This window comes from Enterobacter cloacae complex sp. 394F7, from assembly GCF_057320385.1.
In genome coordinates this window covers 441,257-459,946 of sequence record NZ_JBXWCS010000001.1, presented here as the reverse complement: position 1 = coordinate 459,946, position 18,690 = coordinate 441,257, and the positions used below count along the sequence as shown (strand labels likewise).

At 53.9% G+C, this 18,690-nt stretch carries 19 protein-coding genes; 16 read left to right on the top strand and 3 right to left on the bottom strand.

Going from position 1 to position 18,690, the window contains the following annotated elements; genetic code table 11:
* Window positions 1–104 precede the first annotated feature (104 nt).
* Entirely contained in the window at window positions 105–2,534 is a 2,430-nt protein-coding gene (hrpB, locus tag AC2FAK_RS02230; RefSeq protein ID WP_095455338.1) for an ATP-dependent helicase HrpB, read from the bottom strand.
* Between the two features lie 73 nt (window positions 2,535–2,607).
* Here hrpB and thpR point away from each other — a divergent pair, with 73 nt between their 5' ends.
* From thpR to AC2FAK_RS02150, 16 genes are all read left to right on the top strand, one after another.
* The gene (thpR, locus tag AC2FAK_RS02225; protein WP_095455339.1) at window positions 2,608–3,162 is read left to right on the top strand and encodes an RNA 2',3'-cyclic phosphodiesterase; all 555 of its coding nucleotides are present in this window, start codon (window positions 2,608–2,610) and stop codon (window positions 3,160–3,162) included.
* Window positions 3,152–3,856 (top strand): DNA/RNA nuclease SfsA, encoded by a 705-nt coding sequence (gene sfsA / locus AC2FAK_RS02220; protein WP_013095633.1) that lies wholly within the window; start codon window positions 3,152–3,154, stop codon window positions 3,854–3,856. The genes thpR and sfsA overlap by 11 nt, the downstream gene beginning before the upstream one ends.
* Window positions 3,857–4,032: 176 nt before the next feature.
* Window positions 4,033–4,488: an RNA polymerase-binding protein DksA gene (gene dksA / locus AC2FAK_RS02215; RefSeq protein WP_013095632.1), complete on the top strand. Its 456-nt coding sequence runs from the start codon at window positions 4,033–4,035 to the stop codon at window positions 4,486–4,488.
* A gap of 59 nt (window positions 4,489–4,547) precedes the next feature.
* The gene (gene gluQRS / locus AC2FAK_RS02210; protein WP_095455340.1) at window positions 4,548–5,438 is read left to right on the top strand and encodes a tRNA glutamyl-Q(34) synthetase GluQRS; all 891 of its coding nucleotides are present in this window, start codon (window positions 4,548–4,550) and stop codon (window positions 5,436–5,438) included.
* 42 nt (window positions 5,439–5,480) lie between these two features.
* Window positions 5,481–6,878, top strand: a complete 1,398-nt coding sequence (pcnB, locus tag AC2FAK_RS02205) for a polynucleotide adenylyltransferase PcnB (protein WP_072193776.1) — start codon at window positions 5,481–5,483, stop codon at window positions 6,876–6,878.
* A complete protein-coding gene (gene folK, locus AC2FAK_RS02200) occupies window positions 6,875–7,354 on the top strand; it encodes a 2-amino-4-hydroxy-6-hydroxymethyldihydropteridine diphosphokinase (RefSeq protein ID WP_095455341.1) in 480 nt (159 codons plus the stop codon). The genes pcnB and folK overlap by 4 nt, the downstream gene beginning before the upstream one ends.
* Window positions 7,355–7,476: 122 nt before the next feature.
* Entirely contained in the window at window positions 7,477–8,268 is a 792-nt protein-coding gene (gene panB, locus AC2FAK_RS02195) for a 3-methyl-2-oxobutanoate hydroxymethyltransferase (protein ID WP_013095628.1), read from the top strand.
* Between the two features lie 11 nt (window positions 8,269–8,279).
* Window positions 8,280–9,131 carry a pantoate--beta-alanine ligase gene (gene panC, locus AC2FAK_RS02190; protein WP_047023389.1) on the top strand — a complete coding sequence of 284 codons (852 nt, stop codon included), beginning with the start codon at window positions 8,280–8,282 and terminating at the stop codon, window positions 9,129–9,131.
* A 56-nt stretch (window positions 9,132–9,187) separates the two neighbouring features.
* The gene (gene panD, locus AC2FAK_RS02185; protein ID WP_003856284.1) at window positions 9,188–9,568 is read left to right on the top strand and encodes an aspartate 1-decarboxylase; all 381 of its coding nucleotides are present in this window, start codon (window positions 9,188–9,190) and stop codon (window positions 9,566–9,568) included.
* 394 nt (window positions 9,569–9,962) lie between these two features.
* Complete coding sequence (locus AC2FAK_RS02180) at window positions 9,963–10,550, top strand: fimbrial protein (protein ID WP_095455342.1); 588 nt, start codon at window positions 9,963–9,965, stop codon at window positions 10,548–10,550.
* Window positions 10,551–10,612: 62 nt separating this feature from the next.
* The gene (locus AC2FAK_RS02175; protein ID WP_095455343.1) at window positions 10,613–11,350 is read left to right on the top strand and encodes a fimbrial chaperone; all 738 of its coding nucleotides are present in this window, start codon (window positions 10,613–10,615) and stop codon (window positions 11,348–11,350) included.
* 65 nt (window positions 11,351–11,415) lie between these two features.
* The gene (locus AC2FAK_RS02170) at window positions 11,416–13,995 is read left to right on the top strand and encodes an outer membrane usher protein (protein ID WP_095455344.1); all 2,580 of its coding nucleotides are present in this window, start codon (window positions 11,416–11,418) and stop codon (window positions 13,993–13,995) included.
* A gap of 13 nt (window positions 13,996–14,008) precedes the next feature.
* Entirely contained in the window at window positions 14,009–14,587 is a 579-nt protein-coding gene (locus tag AC2FAK_RS02165) for a fimbrial protein (RefSeq protein WP_095455345.1), read from the top strand.
* Window positions 14,588–14,611: 24 nt separating this feature from the next.
* Window positions 14,612–15,154 carry a fimbrial protein gene (locus tag AC2FAK_RS02160; RefSeq protein ID WP_052767899.1) on the top strand — a complete coding sequence of 181 codons (543 nt, stop codon included), beginning with the start codon at window positions 14,612–14,614 and terminating at the stop codon, window positions 15,152–15,154.
* Complete coding sequence (locus tag AC2FAK_RS02155; RefSeq protein WP_246949837.1) at window positions 15,154–15,789, top strand: fimbrial-like protein; 636 nt, start codon at window positions 15,154–15,156, stop codon at window positions 15,787–15,789. The genes AC2FAK_RS02160 and AC2FAK_RS02155 overlap by 1 nt, the downstream gene beginning before the upstream one ends.
* A gap of 24 nt (window positions 15,790–15,813) precedes the next feature.
* Window positions 15,814–16,887 carry a fimbrial protein StkG gene (locus tag AC2FAK_RS02150; RefSeq protein ID WP_095455346.1) on the top strand — a complete coding sequence of 358 codons (1,074 nt, stop codon included), beginning with the start codon at window positions 15,814–15,816 and terminating at the stop codon, window positions 16,885–16,887.
* A 1-nt stretch (window position 16,888) separates the two neighbouring features.
* Here AC2FAK_RS02150 and AC2FAK_RS02145 read toward each other — a convergent pair whose 3' ends face one another.
* Window positions 16,889–18,136 carry a polysaccharide deacetylase family protein gene (locus AC2FAK_RS02145; RefSeq protein ID WP_029883642.1) on the bottom strand — a complete coding sequence of 416 codons (1,248 nt, stop codon included), beginning with the start codon at window positions 18,134–18,136 and terminating at the stop codon, window positions 16,889–16,891.
* Between the two features lie 63 nt (window positions 18,137–18,199).
* Window positions 18,200–18,640: a PTS sugar transporter subunit IIA gene (locus tag AC2FAK_RS02140; protein WP_013095618.1), complete on the bottom strand. Its 441-nt coding sequence runs from the start codon at window positions 18,638–18,640 to the stop codon at window positions 18,200–18,202.
* Window positions 18,641–18,690 lie beyond the last annotated feature (50 nt).

The window sequence follows — 18,690 nt, the reverse complement described above, 5'->3', positions numbered from 1 at the left end:
TCATTTCTTCCACTGACCTGTGAAAGAAGAAATCTCTCAAAATTGCTTTTCTCCCTCTCCCTGTGGGAGAGGGCCGGGGTGAGGGCATCAGGCCGCACTCCCCTTTACGAATATTTCTTCGTCCGCCGTGTCGGTGCCGTATTCGCCGGATCGTCCGGCCAGACATGTTTGGGATAACGCCCTTTCATCTCTTTTTGCACTTCACGGTAGCTCCCCGCCCAGAATGCGCCCAGATCGCGGGTAATCTGCAGCGGGCGATGCGCAGGTGACAACAGCTCAAGCACCACGGGCACGCGCCCTTCGGCAATGGATGGCGTGGTCGCCTCGCCAAACATCTCCTGCATCCGTACCGCCAGCGCCGGTGGATTATCCTCGTGATAACGAATGGCAATCCGGCTGCCGGTCGGCACAGTGTAATGCCCTGGCAGTTCACTATCCAGACGTTGACGTAACGACCAGTCGAGTAAATTCTGTAACGCGACCTTAACATCAAGCGCTTTTAACGCCCGCAGCGAGTGTACACCGCTCATTTGCGGCAGGAGCCAGCTTTCCAGCGACGCAAGTAACGAGTCATCATCCACCGCCGGCCAGACATACTCCGGCAACCAGCGCGCGGCACAGTGCAGACGAATACGGTACTGTTCGGCCTCCGGGGTCCAGTTCAGAACACCTAAACCTTTTTCGCGAATACCGTTTAGCATCGCCTGGTGCAACTCCTCTTCCGATGGCTTTGCCAACGGCTTCGTCCCCAGGGTCAGTTTACCTATCTGGCTACGACGAAATGCCTTCAGGGTACCCTGCGCATCATCCCACTCGACGATGTCGGACTGCTGAAGCAGCTGCGGACAGGCGCGCGTGAGGGCATCGATATCCACAGCCACGGCCTGCAAAATTCGGGCATCGGGCGAGTGACTACCCTGCAACAAGAGCGGCGCAATCAGCCATTCATGGCGCGTCAGGGCGTCATCGCTGTCCAGCATCGCACCCATGCCGTTTGCAAGCTGGTAGCGTCCATCCAGCCCGCGACGACGCGCGATCCTGTCGGCAAATGCCTGCGCCAGGAGAGGCGCAATGCTGTCAGCGTCCGGCGTACCACCACGGCTGTTAAGCCGTTTACAGAGCTGCTGCGCGCGCTGCTGCCAGTTCCCCTGATTACGTGAAAAGGCCTGCGCCAGATCGCAATTTGCACCACGAGGCGGCTCCTCAAGGATAGCCGCCAGTTTCGCCGCCGTAGCAATTTCATCATCCCCCTGAGCGGCCACCAGCATCGCGGCCAGCCGGGGATCGTTACCCAGCGCGGCCATTTTCTGCCCACGTGATGATAGCCTTTCGCCGTCCAGCGCCCCGAGCTGGGTCAGCAACGCGCGCGCCGCCGCCAGGTTTACCGCGGGAGGCGCATTGAGCCAGGTTAACTGCGCGGGATCGGGGCAACCCCACTGCAACAGTTCCATGATCAGCCCCGAAAGATCGCTTTGTAAAATTTCCGGCGTGCTCTGCACAGCCGCGCGTTCGGCCTGGTCTGCACTGATGAGATGCAAACAGATGCCTGGCTCAAGGCGCCCGGCACGGCCAGCTCGCTGAACCATCGATGCCTGGCTGATGCGTTGCGTCAGCAGCTTTGTCAGCCCGGTGCGCGGGTCAAAACTGGCTACCCTCTCCTGGGCGCTGTCCACCACCAGGCGAATGCCTTCAATGGTCAGACTGGTTTCGGCAATATTGGTGGCCAGTACCACTTTACGCTGCCCCGTCGGCGCGGGAAGTATCGCCTTGCGCTGGTCACTCAACGACAGTGCGCCATAGAGCGGGCAGAGTATTACGTCGCTGCCCACGCGGGCGGCAAGCTGCTCCTGCACCCGCTGGATTTCGCCAACGCCCGGTAAAAACAGCAGCAGCGAACCGGATTCCTGACGAAGCAAGTCAGCGGTGGCGATCGCCACCGCTTCATCGAAACGCTGATGGGCAGGAAGCGGCTGATAGCGGCGCTCAACCGGAAACGCGCGCCCTTCGGAGGTGATGACCGGCGCATCCGGTAACGTCTGCTGTAGCCGCTCGTTATCGAGCGTGGCCGACATGATGAGCAGTCGGAGATCGTCCCGTAACCCCTGCTGGACGTCCAGCAACAGCGCCAGCGCCAGATCCGCCTGCAGGCTGCGCTCGTGGAACTCATCCAGAATCACCAGCCCGATGCCGGACAGTTCCGGATCGTTTTGCAGCATACGGGTGAGGATCCCTTCGGTCACCACTTCAAGCCGCGTGGACGGGCCGACGCAGGTTTCGGCGCGCATACGGTAGCCTACCGTCTCGCCCGGTTTTTCATTCAGCAGTTCCGCCAGGCGCTGCGCCACGTTGCGCGCAGCCAGCCTGCGCGGCTCCAGCAGGATAATCTTCCCGCTGATAATGCCTGCGTTGAGAATGTGCAGCGGTAGCCAGGTGGATTTACCGGCACCCGTAGGGGCGTTAAGTAAAACCTGCGGGGCATCCTGCAAGGCAGCGAGCAGTTCAGGAAGGACGACGGCGACCGGCAATGAGGACACTAACAGCTCCAGAGGGTTAACATTAGTCGGCGTACATTGTAGCATCGGCGCATATCATTACCGAGTCCCCTGTATGTCTGAGTCGAAACGACTGTTTTTCGCCATTGAGCTGCCCGCGCCGATCCAACGGCAAATTGTTCGCTGGCGCGCCGAACACTTCCCGCCCGAAGCGGGCCGCCCGGTTGCTGCGCCAAACCTCCACCTGACGCTGGCTTTTCTGGGCGACGTCAGCGGCGAGAAACAGCGTGCCCTGGCGGCGATGGCCGGTCGGATTTCCCAGACGGGATTTACGCTGCCCCTTGACGATGCGGGGCAGTGGCTCCGCTCCCGCGTCGTCTGGCTGGGCACGCGCCAGCCGCCGCGCGGATTATTACAGCTTGCGAATATGCTGCGCGCCCAGGCGGCACGCAGCGGCTGTTACCAGAGCCCGCAGCCGTTTCATCCTCACATTACGCTACTGCGCGATGCCGGTCAGGCCGTTGCTATCCCGCCACCGGGCTTTCACTGGGCCTTTCCGGTGACCTCTTTCGCGCTGTACGAATCTGTTTTTTCACAAGGACGCACCCGCTATACGCCGCTCCAGCGCTGGACGCTGGGCGATACCCTAAGGAATTCTGATGAAGTTTAGTCCTGCACTGCAACACGCCACGCTTATTCAACGCTACAAGCGTTTTCTCGCTGATGTCGTCACCCCTGAAGGGGAGCCATTAACGCTGCACTGCCCCAACACCGGGGCAATGACGGGATGTGCGACACCGGGTGACACGGTCTGGTATTCCACTTCAGAAAATACTAAACGCAAATATCCTCACACCTGGGAAATGACGCAAACCCAACAAGGGGCTTTTATTTGCGTTAACACCCTGCGCGCGAATCAATTAGTTAAGGAGGCTCTGACTAACGGAACCCTTCCCGAACTGGTAGGTTATGGCACCCATAAATCTGAAGTGAAATATGGCGATGAAGGCAGCAGAATTGACTTTATGTTACAGGCGGAAGACCGTCCCGAGTGCTATATTGAAGTCAAATCAGTCACGTTAGCGGATCAGGAAAACGGCTATTTCCCGGATGCAGTCACGCTACGGGGACAAAAGCATCTGCGGGAGCTGATGAGTGTTGCGGCGGCGGGCAAACGCGCCGTACTGCTGTTTGCGGTTTTGCACTCAGCCATTGAACGGTTTTCTCCAGCCCGCCATATTGATCTCAAATACGCGCAATTGTTGAATGAGGCACAAAAGCAGGGGGTAGAGGTTTTGGCTTATAAAGCGGAACTTTCTGCCGATAATATGACTCTGAGATCCTCTCTTCCCATTGTCTTATAAGGGAATAGACGATTGATGAATAAGTGTTCTGGCCGCGTGCGCAAATACGCTTTTCCTCACAGGCTTGTCAAGTGTTACGTTTAGATAATTGCCATACGGAAAAGCATCTGCTATTTATAGCGACCTGATTTTTCCCCCAACACGGGGATCGATAGTGCGTGTTAAGGAGAAGCAACATGCAAGAAGGGCAAAACCGTAAAACATCGTCCCTGAGTATTCTCGCCATCGCTGGGGTGGAGCCGTATCAAGAGAAACCGGGCGAAGAGTATATGAATGAAGCCCAGCTGTCGCACTTCAAGCGTATTCTTGAAGCATGGCGTAATCAACTCAGGGATGAAGTCGATCGCACCGTTAGTCATATGCAGGATGAAGCGGCTAACTTCCCGGATCCGGTAGACCGTGCCGCTCAGGAAGAAGAGTTCAGCCTTGAACTGCGTAACCGTGACCGCGAGCGCAAACTGATCAAAAAGATCGAAAAAACGCTGAAGAAGGTCGAGGACGAAGATTTTGGCTACTGCGAATCCTGTGGTGTTGAAATTGGCATTCGTCGCCTGGAAGCGCGTCCGACCGCCGATCTGTGCATCGACTGTAAAACGCTGGCAGAAATCCGCGAAAAACAGATGGCGGGTTAATCCCGGTCCTGTTTACCCACTCCAAAGGCGGGAGTCTCTCCCGCCTTATTACTGTTGATATGTCTGAATCTCACTATATCGGGCGCTTCGCGCCATCCCCCTCCGGTGAATTACATTTCGGCTCGTTAATTGCCGCTCTCGGCAGCTACCTGCAGGCTCGCGCACGCCTGGGTAAATGGCTCGTCCGCATTGAAGATATTGATCCTCCACGTGAAGTTCCCGGTGCAGCAGACACCATTCTGCGTCAGCTGGAACATTACGGCCTTCACTGGGACGGCGAAGTTGTCTGGCAATCAACACGTCACGACGCCTACCGGGAACGTCTGGCCTGGCTCGCTGAGCAAGGGCTCTCATATAACTGCACCTGTACCCGCGCGCGCATACAGAGCGTGGGGGGCGTCTATGACGGCCACTGCCGCACGCTCAACCACGGCCCGGAAAACGCCGCCGTTCGTCTGATCCAGCGTGCCCCTGTGCTCCACTTTAACGACCTGCTCTCTGGCGACATTCATGCGGATGAACGGCTGGCGCGGGAGGATTTTATTATCCACCGCCGTGACGGGCTGTTTGCCTATAACCTGGCGGTGGTGGTGGATGACCACTTTCAGGGCGTCACCGAAATTGTGCGCGGAGCCGATCTGGTTGAACCTACGGTGCGGCAAATAGCGTTGTATCACCAGTTTGGCTGGACGGCACCGGATTACATTCATCTGCCGCTGGCCGTCAACGAGCGGGGCGATAAGCTGTCGAAGCAAAACCACGCCCCCGCTCTGCCAGATGGCGATCCGCGCCCCGTTTTGATCGACGCGTTACGATTTCTCAACCAGAATGTAACCAACGAATGGCAGGATCTTTCCATTGACGAATTGCTGAAACAGGCCGTTGCCACCTGGTCGCTCTCGAGCGTGCCAAAAATCCAGCATTCTCAAATGCGTTGCGCTGAGCTATGATTAGCCGCTTTTTTCATAACAAAACACACTACGAGGTGTACCATTTTTACCCGAGTCGCTAATTTTTGCCGTAAAGTGCTAAGCCGCGAAGAGAGCATGGCGAATGACGCTATTGCGCAACCACAGATGTCGGTTATCCCGCGTGAGCAGCACAATATTTCCCGCAAAGATATCAGTGAAAATGCCCTCAAGGTGCTCTATCGTCTGAATAAAGCGGGCTACGAGGCCTATCTCGTTGGCGGTGGAGTACGTGATTTACTGCTGGGCAAAAAACCCAAAGATTTCGACGTGACGACCAGCGCCACGCCCGAACAGGTGCGTAAATTATTCCGCAATTGCCGTCTCGTTGGCCGCCGTTTCCGTCTGGCACACGTCATGTTTGGGCCGGAAATTATTGAGGTGGCGACGTTCCGTGGTCACCACGAAGCGGGCGCATCCGATCGCACAACTTCCCAGCGCGGCCAGAACGGTATGCTGCTGCGCGACAACATCTTCGGTTCGATCGAAGAAGATGCCCAGCGTCGCGATTTCACCATCAACAGCCTTTACTACAGCGTGGCGGATTTCACCGTGCGTGATTACGTCGGCGGCATGCAGGATCTGAAAGAGGGCCTGATTCGCCTGATCGGCACGCCGGAAACCCGGTATCGCGAAGACCCGGTGCGGATGCTGCGCGCCGTGCGTTTCGCCGCCAAGCTGGATATGCGCATCAGCCCGGAGACGGCAGAGCCGATCCCGCGTCTGGCGACGCTTATCAATGACGTACCGCCTGCCCGCCTGTTCGAAGAAGCGCTCAAACTGCTGCAAGCCGGTCACGGATTTGCCACCTATAACCTGCTGCGCGAATACAACCTTTTCCAGCCGTTATTCCCGTCCATTACCCGCTACTTCACCGAAAATGGTGACAGCCCAATGGAACGCATGATTGCGCAGGTGCTGAAGAATACCGACACCCGTATCCGCAACGATATGCGTGTGAACCCGGCGTTCCTGTTTGCGGCGATGTTCTGGTATCCGCTGCTGGAAACGGCTCAGCGTATTACCCAGGAAAGCGGCCTCGCCTATTATGACGCTTTCGCCCTGGCGGCAAACGACGTGCTGGACGAAGGCTGCCGTACGCTGGCCATTCCGAAACGTATTACCACGCTGGTGCGTGATATCTGGCAGCTTCAGCTGCGTATGTCCCGTCGTCAGGGCAAACGCGCCTGGAAGCTGATGGAGCATCCTAAGTTCCGCGCGGCCTTTGATCTGCTCTCTCTGCGTGCTGAAATTGAACGCAACCAGGAGTTGCAGCGTCTGGCGCAGTGGTGGGCCGAGTTCCAGGTCTCCGCACCGCCGGAGCAGAAAGACATGCTCACTGGCCTTGATGAAGAGCCGGCGCCGCGTCGTCGTCACCGTCGTCCGCGCAAGCGCGCACCGCGTCGCGAAGGCACGGCATGACCCTCGCGTATATCGCTATCGGCAGCAATCTGGCCTCTCCTCTGGAGCAGGTTAATGCTGCCGTTCAGGCGCTGGGTGAGATCCCCCAGAGCCGCATTGTGGCAGTCTCCTCGTTTTACCGTACACCGCCGCTCGGCCCGCAGGATCAGCCTGATTATCTGAATGCCGCCATGGTGCTGGACACCGCGCTGGATGCCGAAACGTTGCTGGATAACACCCAGCGCATTGAGCTGCAACAGGGTCGCGTGCGTAAAGCAGAGCGCTGGGGGCCACGTACCCTTGACCTCGACATCATGCTGTTTGGCAACGAGGTGATTAACACTTCACGCCTGACGGTGCCGCATTACGACATGAAAAATCGCGGATTTATGCTCTGGCCGCTGTTTGAAGTCGCCCCCGATCTCACCTTCCCGGACGGCATCCCGCTCAGGGAGATCCTGGAAAACCTCCACGCAGAAAAACCCGCTCGCTGGTAAGCCTGTGCCCCCGCGCATCAGCCACAAAATAATTGTGGCTAATAGACGACCTAAAATCATTGTTCCCTCGAATGTTACTGTTAGAATGCGCAAAGATTCGCTTTGGGTTATCAGGAAACAGTATGAAACCAACCACCATCTCCTTACTGCAGAAATGCAAACAGGAAAAGAGACGCTTCGCCACCATCACCGCATATGACTACAGCTTCGCCAAACTGTTTGCCGAAGAGGGGATCAACGTCATGCTGGTCGGGGACTCGTTAGGGATGACGGTACAAGGACATGACTCTACCCTGCCGGTCACGGTCGAGGATATTGCTTACCACACCCGAGCCGTGCGCCGTGGTGCACCTGCCTGCCTTCTGCTTTCCGATCTGCCGTTTATGGCCTACGCCACGCCGGAGCAGGCTTTCGACAATGCGGCGGCCGTGATGCGCGCCGGTGCTAATATGGTCAAAATCGAAGGCGGCGCCTGGCTGGTGGAGACGGTAAGAATGCTCACCGAACGCGCCGTGCCGGTGTGCGGACATTTGGGCCTCACACCACAGTCCGTCAATATCTTTGGCGGTTACAAGGTGCAGGGCCGCGGTGATGCCGCGCAGGCGCTGTTTGACGATGCCCTCGCGCTGGAAGCAGCGGGCGCACAGCTGCTGGTGCTGGAATGTGTACCGGTTGAGCTGGCAAAACGCATCACCGACGCGCTGTCTATTCCGGTCATCGGGATTGGGGCTGGCAACGTGACCGACGGTCAGATTCTGGTGATGCACGACGCCTTTGGCATCACCGGCGGCCATATCCCGAAATTCGCCAAAAATTTCCTTACTGAAGCGGGCGACATGCGCGCCGCGGTCAGGCAGTATATTGCCGACGTCGAATCCGGTGTTTACCCGGGTGAAGAACACAGTTTCCATTAAGGAGTCTCGTTGTGCTAATCATTGAAACCCTGCCGCTGCTTCGCCAGCATATTCGCCGTGCACGACAGGAAGGTAAACGTATCGCACTGGTCCCGACCATGGGTAACCTGCATGACGGCCATATGAAACTGGTCGACGAAGCGAAAGCCCGTGCAGATATCGTGGTGGTCAGTATCTTCGTTAATCCGATGCAGTTTGACCGCGCGGACGACCTGGCGCGCTATCCTCGTACGCTGCAGGAAGATTGCGAGAAGCTGAAAAAGCGCCATGCGGACTTCGTCTTTGCGCCGGCACCTGCAGATGTCTACCCTCAGGGTACGGAAGAGTCCACGTACGTTGATGTCCCGGGCATTTCGACCATGCTCGAAGGGGCCAGCCGTCCAGGCCACTTCCGCGGCGTGTCCACCATCGTCAGCAAGCTGTTCAATCTGGTGCAGCCGGACGTTGCCTGCTTTGGTGAGAAAGATTTCCAGCAGCTGGCGCTGATCCGTAAGATGGTTGCCGACATGGGTTATGATATCGAGATCGTGGGCGTGCCGATTGTACGCGCCAAAGACGGTCTGGCGCTCAGCTCCCGTAACGGTTATCTGACCGCTGACCAGCGTAAGATTGCCCCAGGATTAAGCAAAGTCATGAATAGCATGGCAGAGCAACTGTCGGCGAAAGAGTTGACCACTGAAGAGATCGTGGCCCTGGCTGAACAAGCGCTGAACGATAAAGGCTTCCGCGCTGACGATATTCAAATCCGTGATGCTGACACGCTGCTTGAGTTAACCGACGCCAGCAAGCGCGCGGTTATTCTGGTGGCTGCATGGCTCGGCCAGGCGCGCCTTATCGACAACAAAGTGGTTGAACTGGCATAACCTTCTTACCCTCCCCTCTTACAGGAGGGGTTAACGCATGATTAAAGGTACACGTAATGATTCGCAAAATGCTGCAAGGTAAGCTTCACCGTGTGAAAGTCACGCAGGCCGACCTGCACTATGAAGGCTCCTGCGCGATCGATCAGGATTTTCTCGACGCGGCGGGTATTCTTGAAAACGAAGCGATTGATATCTGGAACGTGAACAATGGCAAACGCTTCTCCACCTACGCGATTGCCGCAGAGCGCGGGTCTAAGATCATCTCCGTTAACGGTGCCGCCGCGCACTGTGCAGACGTAGGGGATATTGTGATCATCGCGAGCTTCGTCATGATGTCCGACGAAGAGGCGCGCCGCTGGCAGCCTAAAGTCGCCTATTTTGAAGGCGACAACGAGATGAAACGCACCGCAAAGGCGATTCCGGTACAGGTTGCCTGATGCCGCCAGGAGCGGAGCCTTCAGGTTCCGCTCCTCAAAGGTAAAGAAAACATCCTTTTTTTGTATACATAGCCTCTCCCTCATTTATTTCCCCTATTTTCTCCTCTCTTAGCGTTTCTCTTGGTTTAAAAAAACATTATTCTGAATGATATAATTAAAGGAATGATCTTTATCATTTATAATCTAAACAATCCAATATAATTTGGCCGCAATAAAAATCGTCTCTCTCCGTTCATTCAAAACAAATTTAAAGATCATTTTCAATAACTTATCAAACATTCAATTTTTCTAATAATGGCTTTTAGCAATTTTAAATACCCAACCCATTCATAGATCCCTATCATCATTTTGCTTAAATTAAATCTGTACAATGTTTTTAAATGGAATTTTAATCATGTTAAAAAAGACGTTATTAGCTTCAGCTGTAACTTTGTTTGCAATGGGTTCATTTTCAGCAATTGCAGGCACCGATATCGGTTTAATCACCTTTGACGGTGCGGTAACAGACACAACGTGTAATATTTCCACCGCCAATGGTGAATCACAAAATAATATTACTATTACCTTACCGGTTGTTAAAAAATCTGATGTTGAATCAACCACCGTCGATACCGGTGTCGGCTCTAAGAATTTTGAACTGCTGCTCACCAACTGCCCAGGAACATTAAAGACTGCTTCAGCAAGCTTTATGTCAAAAAATATGGGTGCCATTGCAAACGGTACTATTGAACCTGACGCCAACGTAGCAGGCTCAGCAACCAACGTTGCACTTGCCTTGTATAATAATGCCCCTACCGAATCTTCTCGTATTATGGTCGGCCAGCCTGCTAATAATACGCAGAAAGCCAATCTCACCGCCGGTTCCGGCAAGCTGTTCTACCGCGTTGCATACGTTCCGGGCTCCAACTGGGTGAAAGACACGAACCCAGTGCAGTCAGGTAAAGTCAGCGCCAACGCGTACTTCACCATGAGCTACGAATAATTTTATCCCTCCCGTTAATGTGCCCTGTTGGGCACATTTTTGCCTATTTTTTGAGAGTAAACATGCACGTACTGAATATTAAGAGCGGACTAAAAGCCCTGCTGCTGGCCTCGGTGAGCGTTTTTGCTTTTAACGCCAGTGCAGATATTGTGATTTCCGGCACTCGTGTCATTTATCCTGAATCGGCAAAAGACGTAACGGTGTCAATGGATAACCGTGGCACCCGGCCTCTGCTGGTACAGACCTGGCTTGATGATGGAAGAGATACCACTAACCCTCAGGAGCTGAAACTTCCTTTTATTGTGACACCGCCCGTTTCGCGTGTTGAACCGCAAAAAGGGCAAACCGTCAGAATCACCTGGCTGGGTCAGGCATTGCCAAAAGATAAAGAGTCGCTGTTCTGGTTTAACGTTCTGGAAGTTCCGCCGAAGGCTAAGGAGAGCGATAACCAAAGTATGCTTCAGCTTGCTTTCCGTACCCGCATTAAACTCTTTTTCCGTCCCACTGGGTTAAAAGGGGAACCGACAGACGCGGCCAAAAATCTTAAGTGGTCCCAAATCCGACAAGGGCAAAAAATCGTTTTAAGTGCGAAAAATGATTCGCCTTATTATGTTTCGCTGGCAAGTGCGGCGCTTATTTCAGGCAGTAAAAGTTACGAGATCGAAACGCATTATATTGAACCGTTCTCAAGCCAGACGATGAATGTGAAAAATTACACCTCATCCGGAAATAGCAAAATAACCTGGCAAGCCATTAATGATTTCGGTGGAATTGATAAGTATGAGTCTATACCGCATTGATTCCCTGTCAGCTTCAGAACATTCACAAAAACTATAATTAGCGTTGCCCTGGGACAGAGTTCATCATGCACTTTAGACGTTCGCTACTATGTTTATCGATAAGTGCGGTATTGCCGTTATGTGCATTTGCTGCTGAAAATAATAACGAAGAAGACGTGCAGTTTAACGAGCAGTTTCTTTATAACACTGGCGCATCCATTGATATCAGTCGTTTTTCAAAAGGCAACCCTGTTATTGCCGGAACCTATAAGGTGAAGATGATCGTAAACGGGAAACCTTCCGTTACCACGGTTCTTCTGTTTAAGGAGAATGGCACACCGCGCGCCACTCCTTGCATCACCCCGAAACTACTCACGCAGGCAAATGTCACCACCGAGCAACTGAAACACCCTGAGGAGGATTCTGCTGACACCTGTGTCTCTATGCCAGACGCCTATCCCGGCTCGCGTGTGGCTTACGATCCCTCCACACAGGAGTTAGACCTTTCCATTCCTCAGGCTTTCGTCATTCAGCGTCCTGCGGGATTTGTCGATCCTTCACTGTGGGAAGACGGGATCCCGGTGGCCATGCTCTCATGGGATCTTAACGGCTGGCACGCAGACATGCCGGATTCCAGCACTGATACGGCCTATGCAGGTCTGCGCTATGGGGCAAACCTGGGGCCATGGCGACTCCGCGCGCGAGGCAACCTGAACTGGGATCAGGATTCCGGTACTCATTACGCCAGCCAGGATATCTATCTTCAGCGTGATATCACGCCGCTGAAAGCGCAGTTTATCGCCGGCGATTCCTATACCCGTGGCGACGCCTTCGATTCCATTAGCCTGCGCGGGGCGCGTTTATATAACGATGACCGTATGCTTCCGAATGGTATATCGACCTATGCGCCGGTGATCCGAGGGGTTGCAAACAGCAACGCCAAAGTCACGATCGCCCAAAGCGGCAATACGATTTACGAAACCTCCGTCCCCCCAGGACCGTTTGAAATCACGGATCTCAGTACAACAGGTTACGGTAGCGATCTTATCGTCACGGTAGAAGAGACGGATGGGAGCAAACGTTCCTTCTCGGTCGCCTATTCTTCCGTCGCACAAATGCTACGTCCTGGCTACTCCCGATGGGATGTCGGCGTGGGTGAACTGCGTGACGACAGCCTGCGCGACAAACCAAAGGTGGGATATGCAACGGGCTACTATGGCTTAACCAATACCTTCACGGGGTATGCGGGCCTGGAATATACCGATAGCGATTTCTACGCCGCATTGTTGGGTCTTGCCATGAATACCGGAGTTGGTGCATTCGCTCTTGATGTCACGCATTCGGATGCCCGGATAGACGGCTTACGACATCTCACGGGCGAAAGTTATCGCGTCTCCTACAGCAAACTCATGGAAGCCACGAATACCTCTTTCAACGTCGCCGCCTACCGGTTTTCGACGTCTGACTATCTCAGCCTGAACGATGCGGCCTCGTTGACCAATGAGATCAAATACCGTGACAGGGAACGTAACCCGGAACGTAACAACAGCGACGTGTATCAGACCTTCCAGCGCATGAAAAACCAGATCCAGGTGAATATCAGCCAACCGCTGAATATTGCCGATCTTGATTTGGGATCGCTGTACGTCAACTCAACCTGGCAGGACTACTGGAATGAAAGCAGTTCGTCGGCGCAATACTCGGTTGGCCATAGTCATTCGTTAAGCTGGGGAAGTTATAGCCTCACCGTGCAGCGCACCTACAATGAGTTTGGGGAAAAGGATGACAGCGTCTATCTGAACCTCACAATCCCCTTCGACACGCTGATGGGTAACAGCAAGCGAGCGGGTGGATTCTCCTCACTTACGACGGGCATCGGCAGCGATTTAAAAGGCGGCAGTAGCTTTAACGCCAGCGCCAATGGCAACACCGAAGATAACCGTTTCAGTTACAGCATTACCGAAAGCACCACGCGTTACGACGATACGTTAAATCAGTTAAGCGGGTACGGCAGTTACAACGGCCCGCATGGACCGCTAAGCCTTTCCGTCTCCGCCTCAGATGACGGTACACGACAATATTCTGCCAGCTATAGCGGCGGAATGGTTCTGCACTCGGGTGGCGTAACACTCGCCCCAGGCAGCATCAGCGAAAGCGATACGCTTGCCTTAATTAAAGCTGAGGGGGCAGAAGGCGCCCGCGTCTCTATCGGAAACGGTGAAATCGGCGCCTCAGGCTATGCCCTTATGCCCTATCTGTCCGCTTACCGTGAAAACAGCGTTGGTCTTGATATCAGCGAAATGCACTCTGACGTGGAAGTGAAAAATACCCGCTCCACCACCGTTCCCCGTAGCGGTGCCGTTGTGCTGGTTAACTTTGAAACCGATCAGGGGCGCTCAGTGTTAATGGAACTGATGCGTGACGATGGCGGGTTTATCCCGTTAGGCGCCGATGTGCAAACCGATCAAGGCGTATCCGTGGGTAGCGTGGGTCAGGCCGGGCAGGCCTGGATCCGCGGAATTGAAGATAAAGGGACGTTAAACATCGTCTGGGGAAATGAGCCCGGCACATCCTGTACCGTCTCCTACCACATCCCACCGGATGCGAGAAAGATTGGACCGACAACGCTGCTGACGGGCCAGACCTGCCGCGTCACAGCCTTATAAAGGGAGTTAAAACATGCTTTTTAGAGCCTGGAAAAAAACAGGGTTATTTATTTTAAGCACGGGGCTAATGGCGCTGTCGCTGGAAACACACGCCGATAATCTCGATATTACCTTTACCGCAAATATCCGTGACACCACCTGCGATATGAAAATCGAAGGCGGCAGCGGTGATGGCACCAGCAACGTTATCCCCATTGGGACTAACGGCAAGGTGCGCCTGGATTACATCATCCTGAAAAATGCCAAAGCCACGACCAACTTTAAACTCAAAATGGTCTCATGCCCGCCGAGTCTGGCATCGCTGAAAACCACCATCAGCGGTAGCGCCAGCCCGCTGACGACGGCAATTAAGAACTCACTCTCCGGCGACGGCAGTGCGGAAAATATTGGCGTGGCGATTTCCCGTACCGCCACCCCGAATGCCCCTTTTGTCATTAATTCATCCACCGATACACAGCGCCTCGTCTGGTCGAGCGGAGAGATAAGTGCTGGCGAGGTACCACTTCTGGCAACGCTGGTGGAAACCGCAAACGGCCAGGGCACGACCGGCAATTTTAGCGGTATCGCTACGTTTAATTTCACCTATGAATAACTGGCAGCAATGCGGAGCGTTGATATGAAAATGAAAATGACATTACTGGTGCTTGCAATGACTGCCACCCTGCCTTCCGTTGCGTTAAGTGCGATTACGGGGACGACGAGCGTGCAGGCAACGTTTACATCCACCATTGAGGCCGGGACCTGTAACGCGGAGATCCAAAACGCCAGCGGAGCCCCGATTGACATTTTGCCGTTTGGCGATGTGTTTAAGTCTGACCTGGTGAGCCAGAGCCGACGAGAAGCCTTCAAAATCGCCTTTACGAACTGTGCCGGGGTAAAAAACGCCACCATTCAGGCCATGCCGGGTGCGGGCGGGTCGTGTACCGGTAACGCGTATGCAGCCGGGCATAACGTCGGTTTTGAAATCTGGAAAGGCTCTGTCGACTCAGGCTCCATATTGAACTGCGCCACTGTCCCGACGTCTGTTATCAACCTGTCTAACGGGACGGGAAATTTTGAGATGGATGCGCGCATCGTCATTGCAAAAGGTAAAACGATTTCGGACGTGACGACAGGTTCGGTCAATGCGCCCGTGACGTTTACCGTGACCTATCAATAATGTTTATTCAGACAGGTAGCTTAAACAGGATGTGCCAGTCCCGCTTAATCTTAAGAAATGCGATGTCATGGCTGGCCCTCTGCCTGGGGTTTCCCGCAGCGGGTTTTGCCTCCAGCCTGGAAATGGATATGACGGCAAACATTATCAACAATACGTGCCAGGTCAGTATTCCAGAAAGTGGAAACGTAACGCTGCCAACGGTGGGGAAACCGTGGTTTTACACCGCGGAGGGCACCGATCGACTTCAACCAGCAGACCCCGCGGGAGGAACACGCTTTATGATTCAGGTTGTGGACTGCAGCGGGGATGAATCGGGATCCGGGCAAGCGCTGCACTTTACCTTTAAACCGCAGTCTGCCCACATTGATGGGATTTCAAAACAGATATTCAGTAATGAAACATCCGCCCTTGCTGGCGGCGCTGAAAACGTGGGGATTGTAATTTTTTCTGAATCCAATAATCAAAATGTCCTCGACAGCGAGGGGCAGTCTGATGTGGAGGTCAAAATAGCGACCCCATCAGACCAACAAAGCTATTTGAAAGCGTATAACTTTTACGCCCGCTACCAAAATTACGGCCCGGTCAGCGCAGGAAAAGTGACCGCGCGCGCATTAGTCAGCGTGACATATCGCTAACAGGCAACGCTAAAAGGAATAACTATGGCACAGCGTCCTGGGATAACTGTTTCCCCACGTTTTTACGGTTTTATTATTTTATTTATGTGCTTAACCATGAGCGCCTTCTACGCCCATGCAGCCGAGGAGTGCCAGGTTGGTAGGGCTAAGCCACGTTCGGTTGGCGATTTCACAGGCGGAAAACCAACGCTGAGAGCCGTTGATGCCGTCACCACTCCTACAAAAATCAGCTCACTCTATCCCTTAAGCCTAACCCCCCGGTTAATGAGCGTATGTTCAGGCGGACAGCATGGAGAAAACATCTTCACCGCAACACGGGCTAACCTGCAGGTTGGTAGTATTGACGGAAAAGCCTTATTCAAAACCAATGTAACCGGCATTGCTTATGCACTGGCGTTTCGCACAAAAGGTACGGGAGTTACGGCCTATTTTGCCCCCAGCACAACCTGGTATCTGACGTTGCATATGGAAGATCAAGATGAATTATTGCAATACCAAACCTGGGAGGCCGCGGTCGAGTTTTATCAGCTTCCCAGCTTTGCCGGGGTTCCCGCAGAGGTGGTCTCCGTTGGCCCTGTCGGAGGGACTATCGGAGACTTTGGTATCGGCGATCCCTATGCGCCTAATGATGACCATCCAGGCACAACCATCAGCATCGCCGACATGGCATTTAAAACCCCTATAGAAATACCGACCTGCACCCTTACGGCTCCTAAAACCGTAGACCTGGGGGATTATGGTGTATCCGATATCGAGAACGATAAAACCATAAACGCCAATTTTGGGGTGACAGGGAATTGCACCAACACCCGTAAAGTCACCGTGAAGTTGACCACCAGTAAAACAACCGGGACTGATGGCTCATTACTCGCCAACACCGCATCGTCGAACGCGGCAAAAGGCGTGGGCGTGTTACTGAAGTGGCCGAACAACAGGCAGATAGTGCCTAATTCAACTAGCAGCTTTACCGCACAAGAGAACACTACCCTTGCCCTATTCAGCTTGTTACTTACGGCCCGGTTAGTTAAGTCTGATACAGAAAAAGTCACTTCAGGCACGTTCAGCGCCATCGGCACCCTGCAGTTCACCTACGAGTAGCTTAGCCCTGCGGCTGGTTGCTGATCAGCCGCGACATGGTCTCCAGCGAATCCGTTCTTAAGATGTACAGGCGTTTCAGTAAGAACGGATTATCCCCCGGCTTGACCTTCCCTTTTACCGTTGTCACTGCGAGGTGAAAACCGGCGTCATTCGCGGCTTTTATGGCTTTATTGTCATAGCCACCAAACGGATAAGAGAGATACAGCACGCGCGGGTTAAACTGCGCCAGCGCCCGGCGCGAGCGTTCGAAATCAAACAAAATCACGTGGTAGCTGCGGCTCAGTAGAATCGGATGCTTGTTACCATCCACGCGGTGCAGGAAGTGCGTGTGGGACTGAATATCAAACACGTCCTGGATGCCCTTCAACTCCTGAACGCTCATAAACTGCAGTGATTTCGGATCCCACTTCTGCGGATGTCGCTTAATGCGGGATGAGATGATAAACGCCGTGGCGTTAAACCCGTACTCTTTCAGAATCGGGTAAGCATAGCGGCTTACGGATTTCAGTCCGTCATCAAACGTAATCACCACCGATTTGGCCGGCAGGTTCAGTTTGTTACGCACATACCCTTCCAGCTGATACATCGTCAGGGTGGTATACCCCTGGTCACGCAGCCAGGCCATCTGGTTATTGAACGCGCGCACGCTGGTGGTGGTAGAGGTATGCCGGAAGCGCGTGTTCTCTTCATCACGCAGAATATGATGGTAGGTCAGCACCGGGAGGCCATTATCTTCCTGCGCGTCCAGGCTGCTGATCCATGCCAGGCGATTGCCGATACGGATCTGGTACCACGTCTGGTTTAAGCGGTCTTTGAGTTTGCTTAAAACCGGATACCGCAGATTGGCGCTCAGCGTACCGAATGGCGCACTGCCGCTGGACGGCGCGTTGTAGACCGGTGTGTCTTTCCAGGTGATCAGGTTTTGATTACTGAGCGGCTTATTAAGATCGCCAAGGCTGTCCTCAACGCGCTGCTTTCCCTGCACCTGCTCCAGATGGCCTTTATCGATAAATCCTGTCCCGAAGCCGAAGCGAAACTCGTAATAATCCGCAGCGGTAGGCACAACGGCAAGGATCTGTCCGGCTCTGACATGGCCGACGTTAACGACCTCGTTTCCCACCTGCGCCCAGATAGCCGCATCTTCAGTGGTTTGCATGTACTGGGCTGGAAGACCTTGCTGACTTAATAAACTGGCTGATGCCCCGCCAGAGAGAACCAGCAGGCACAGGAACAAAATACGCGTGAACATGTATGTGATATCGGTACGAATAAACTGGTGCCATTGTAACAAATGCACCATCAATACCAATGTTTAATTCTTATACAGGTCGTGAAGAAGAACGAAGGGGGGATTTTTCTGCTGCTGATGCCACAAGCTGCTGACGCCCGGCTCACCCTGCGCCACGATGGCATCGCGAAACTCTGCGCTGCTTAATAATTCACGCCGTGGATACATTAACTCAAGCAGGGGAAGATCAATACCGGAGATCACTTCGCAGCAGTCGTGTTTGTGGCTCAACAGAGCAGCCGCGCGATACGGCGCTGCGCCAGATTTATCGGTGAGAAAGATAACGCCTTCGCCAGTGTCGGTTTCATGCAGGGCATCACACATCATCCGGCTCAGCATGTTGGTGCTCAGCCCTTGCCAGTAATTCACCGCACGACATTGCGCCAGTGGACCAAACCTGGCTTCAAGCTTTATCAACATCTCCTGCGCCTGTTCATCGTGGCAGGTAATGACCCATCCCAGCATAACTCTCTCCTTAGCAGGCGAGTAGTTTAGCGAAGTGAAGATTAGCTTAC